Origin of the sequence: Saccharomonospora halophila 8, from assembly GCF_000383775.1 — a bacterium.
GTDB classification, from domain to species: Bacteria; Actinomycetota; Actinomycetes; order Mycobacteriales; family Pseudonocardiaceae; genus Saccharomonospora; species Saccharomonospora halophila.
Genome location: NZ_KB912493.1, coordinates 61381 through 65336, shown reverse-complemented (window position 1 = coordinate 65336; position 3956 = coordinate 61381). Strand labels below are relative to the sequence as shown.

Here is a 3956-nt window from a genome sequence, read left to right as displayed (position 1 = left end):
CCCGGCCCACCGCGCACGCCAGCGGGTTGCCGCCGAACGTGGAGCCGTGCTCGCCGGGGCGCAGCACCCCGAGCACGTCGGCGCGGCCGACGACCGCCGACACCGGCACGATCCCGCCGCCGAGAGCCTTGCCCAGCGTGTACAGGTCGGCGGTGACGTGCTCGTGGTCCAGCGCGAACACCGTGCCGGTGCGGGCCAGCCCGGACTGGATCTCGTCGGCGATCAGCAGCGCGCCCGCCTCGTCACAGAGCCTGCGGGCCTCGGTGAGGTAGCCGTCCGGCGGCACCACCACCCCGGCCTCACCCTGGATCGGCTCCACCAGGACGGCGGCGGTGCGCTCGGTGATCGCCCCCGCCAGGGCCTCGGCGTCGCCGTACGGCACGGTGACGAAGCCGGGCGTGTAGGGGCCGTAGTCCGCGCGGGCGGCGTCGTCGGTGGAGAACGACACCAGCGTGGTGGTGCGGCCGTGGAAGTTGTCCGCGGCCACCACGATCTCCGCCCGGTCCGCGGGCACGCCCTTCACCCGGTAGGCCCACTTACGCGCCACCTTCAGCGCGGACTCCACCGCCTCGGCGCCGGTGTTCATCGGCAGCACCATCTCGGTGCCGGTGAGCTCGGCCAGCTCGCGGCAGAACAGCCCCAGCTGGTCGTGGTGGAACGCCCGTGAGGTCAGCGTCACCCGGCCGAGCTGTTCGGTCGCGGCGCGGACCAGCTCGGGATGCCGGTGGCCGAAGTTCAGCGCCGAATACCCGGCCAGCAGGTCCAGATGGTGCCGTCCCTCCACATCGGTCACCCACGCGCCGTCCGCCTCGGCGATCACCACCGGCAACGGGTGGTAGTTGTGCGTGCTGAAGCGCTCGTCGAGGTCGATGAGGTCGGCGGTGCGGCTGTCGAGGTCGGGCAGCGTCGTCATGCGTTCAGCCTAGAACCCGGGTCACGGCGGTTTCATCCGTCGACCGTTGCCGACACCGTCCGTTCATTGCGTCTTCGACGGGAGCTCCGTCGTGTTCGTTGTGCGACTGTCCGCGTCGGTGCGGGTGCGGACAGTCTTCGGCTGGTGACCGTTCCGGGAGGAGCTGAGCGAAACCGAGTGCTGTGGCCCTTCGGCTCCGATGCGACCGCGGCCTATAGCATTGATGCTATGAACTGGGGTACAGTCGAGCTGGAACCTGAGGTGCGCCTGTGGTTGGAGCAGTTGCCAACGGCTCAGTTCGCGACGGCGGCCTTCTACGTCGATCTCCTCGCCGAGGAGGGGCCACTGCTCGGCGAACCGTACACGCGCCAGCTGGACGGCAAACTGCGCGAACTACGGTTTCACCTTGAGGGCCAAGCGATTCGCCTGACCTACTGGATCGCTCCGGGGCGCAGGATCGTGCTGATGACCGTGTTCACCAAGACGCGGATGCGTGAGCACCGGGAGATCGAACGGGCCAGGAGAGCGCTGGCGCGATGTGTCGCGGAGGAGCACACTGCAGAGGAGGACGAGTCCGATGACTGAAAGCACGGGCTGGGCCGAACTGCGTGACCGCCGTATGGGTGAGCCCGGTGCTGAACAGGCTTATCAGGCGGCGCGGCTGGCCTACGAACTCGGCCGTACCGTCCGTGAGCTTCGGGTGCAACGTGACTGGAGTCAGAACGACCTTGCGCACGCTGCCGACATGACCCAGTCCGCTGTCGCCCGGTTCGAGGCCGGAGGCACCGTACCCAGCCTGCCCGTCCTCGAACGGCTCGCTGAGGCATTGGACGCGGACCTGACCGTGCGGGTCACTCCCCGTTCCCACGCCGCTTGACCCGCCCATGGCGGTTGCGAACGCCCTTCACGCGGTAGGCACGTTCAGCGGGGGCCCGCCCTGATCGTTGCGCGAGAAGCGTATCGGTCGGTCATCGACGTTCTTCGTGCGCCATGCGTGGGAAGGTTCCCGGCCAGAAACCGTGTGCTCAGCTGTAGTGGTAGCGAGCCTGCAAGATCACGATGTCGTCGTTCTCGACCAGGTAGACGAGTCGGTGTTCCTCGCTGATGCGGCGCGACCAGCAGCCCGCGAACGCGTGGCGCAACGGCTCGGGCTTGCCGATGCCGTCGAACGGGTCGCGCAGGATGTCGTCGATGAGCCGGTTGATGCGCTCCAGGGTCGCGCGGTCGGTGGTGATCCAGTGTTGGTAGTCGGCCCAACCGTGGGGTGTGAATACGAGTCTCACTGCGGCAACGAGTGTTCTTCCCGCTCGCCACGATGGGCCTGGGCCAGGCTCTCCAGCAACCGACGCGCATTCGCCGGGGAGCGCAACAGGTGTGCGGTTTCCTCCAGTGCCTCGTAGTCCTCACGGGAGATCAAGACCGCATCACCCCGGCGGGAGTTGATCTCCAACGGGGTGCGGTCGTTGTTGACCTGTTCGATCAGGGGGAACAGATTCTTGCGTGCCTCGGACGCGGTGATCGCCATCGTCTCCTCCTAGGTGGTACAAGATATCGTACCACTGCTGTCGGGTGGGGAAGCTGCTGAACGTGGTCTCCGTGTGCTCACGAGCGAGAGCGACGCCGAGGTCCGGATGGCGCGCTCCGCCGGGTTGGCGACCCTGTGTGGCCGTCTGCGAGAGTGGATTCCCGTGACGGATGATCTCTCGTTCCTGCGGCGGCAGGCCCGTACCCAGCGGTTCACCCTCGGCATCCCGAAGGACTTCCGGGTCACCCCGGACGGACGGCGGGTGCTGTTCCTGCGCGCGGAGTCGGCGGACGACCGGCGGCACAGCCTGTTCGCGCTCGACCTGGACACCGGTGCGGAGAGCAAGGTCGTCGACGCGGCCGCCCTGCTGCCCGGGGAGGAGGAACTGCCCCCGGAGGAACGGGCCCGGCGCGAGCGCACCCGGGAGAGCTCCGGCGGGGTGGTGACCTACGCCGTGGACCGCGACGTCACCGTCGCCGCGTTCAGCCTCTCCGGCAAGCTGCACACCGTCGACCTCGCCGACGGGCGGGTCACCGAGCTGGTGGACGACGCCGTGGTCGACCCGCGCCCGGACCCCACCGGCGCCCGGGTCGCCTACGCGAGCCGGGGCGCGCTGCGGGTGGTCGAGCGCGCCTCCGGTGCGGACCACGCGGTGGTGACCCCGGAGCACGACGACGTCACCTGGGGACTGGCCGAGTTCATCGCCGCCGAGGAGCTCAGCCGCGTGCGGGGCTACTGGTGGGCACCCGACGGGCGGAGCCTGCTCGTGCAGCGCACCGACCGGTCCCCGGTGCCCCGGTGGACCATCGCCGACCCGGCGAACCCGGACACCCCGCCCACGGTCAACGCCTACCCGGCCGCCGGGACCGCCAACGCCGAGGTGTCGCTGTCGTTCGTCGGGCTGGACGGCAGCCGGGTGGACGTGTCGCACACCGACTGGGAGTACCTGGTCGCCGCGCACTGGTCGGCGGGCGGACCGCCGCTGATCGCGGTGATGCCGCGCGACCAGCGCCGGATCGAGGTGTACGCGTTGGACCCGGCCGACGGGTCGGCGACCCTGCTGCGCACCGAGACCGACCCGGAGTGGGTGGAGATCCTCACCGGCGTGCCCGCGTGGACCCCGGACGGGAGACTGGTGACCACCGGCGTGGCCGACGGTGCCCACCGGCTGCTCATCGGCGGGATCCCGGTCACCCCGCCGGAGCTCCAGGTGCGCGCGGTGCTCGACGTCGGCGACGACGTGCTGTTCAGCGCTTCGGAGGGCGACCCGACCCAGATCCACGTCTACCGCACCCGGGGCAACGACGTCACGCGACTGTCCACCGGGGACGGCCTGCACGTGGGGTCGGGTACCGCCGGGCTGGCCGTGGTGTCCTCCTGGAGTCTGGACCACAGTGGGCCGCGCGTGGCGGTGCTGGCCGACGGACGCCCCGTCGCGCGGGTGGACTCGCACCCGGCCGACCCCGGTCTCGACCCCGCGCCGGAGTGGCTCACCGTCGGCGAACGGGACCTGCGTGC

6 protein-coding genes are annotated in these 3956 nt (G+C 70.1%); 3 read left to right on the top strand and 3 right to left on the bottom strand.

Features of this window, described 5'->3' with window-relative positions; genetic code table 11:
- Positions 1-913, bottom strand: a 913-nt coding sequence (rocD, locus tag SACHA_RS0104225; protein ID WP_019807465.1) for an ornithine--oxo-acid transaminase, incomplete at its 3' end; no start/stop codon positions are given.
- Positions 914-1141: 228 nt separating this feature from the next.
- Between rocD and SACHA_RS0104220 the strand changes: the two genes are divergently transcribed.
- On the top strand, positions 1142-1498 hold the full coding sequence (locus SACHA_RS0104220; RefSeq protein WP_028662873.1) for a type II toxin-antitoxin system RelE/ParE family toxin: 357 nt from the start codon (positions 1142-1144) through the stop codon (positions 1496-1498).
- Positions 1491-1790: a helix-turn-helix transcriptional regulator gene (locus SACHA_RS0104215; RefSeq protein WP_019807463.1), complete on the top strand. Its 300-nt coding sequence runs from the start codon at positions 1491-1493 to the stop codon at positions 1788-1790. The genes SACHA_RS0104220 and SACHA_RS0104215 overlap by 8 nt, the downstream gene beginning before the upstream one ends.
- Before the next feature lie 148 nt (positions 1791-1938).
- Here the strand turns inward: SACHA_RS0104215 and SACHA_RS0104210 are convergent, their stop codons facing one another.
- Both SACHA_RS0104210 and SACHA_RS0104205 read right to left on the bottom strand, forming a co-directional pair.
- Positions 1939-2196 (bottom strand): Txe/YoeB family addiction module toxin, encoded by a 258-nt coding sequence (locus SACHA_RS0104210; protein ID WP_019807462.1) that lies wholly within the window; start codon positions 2194-2196, stop codon positions 1939-1941.
- Positions 2193-2438, bottom strand: coding sequence for a type II toxin-antitoxin system Phd/YefM family antitoxin (locus SACHA_RS0104205; RefSeq protein ID WP_019807461.1), 246 nt, complete (start codon positions 2436-2438; stop codon positions 2193-2195). Before SACHA_RS0104205 ends, SACHA_RS0104210 begins: the two co-directional genes overlap by 4 nt.
- Positions 2439-2544: 106 nt before the next feature.
- On the opposite strand from SACHA_RS0104205, the gene SACHA_RS20225 reads away from it, so the two are divergent.
- Positions 2545-3956 (top strand): DPP IV N-terminal domain-containing protein (locus tag SACHA_RS20225; RefSeq protein WP_232211806.1); only part of this gene is annotated, 1412 nt, incomplete at its 3' end.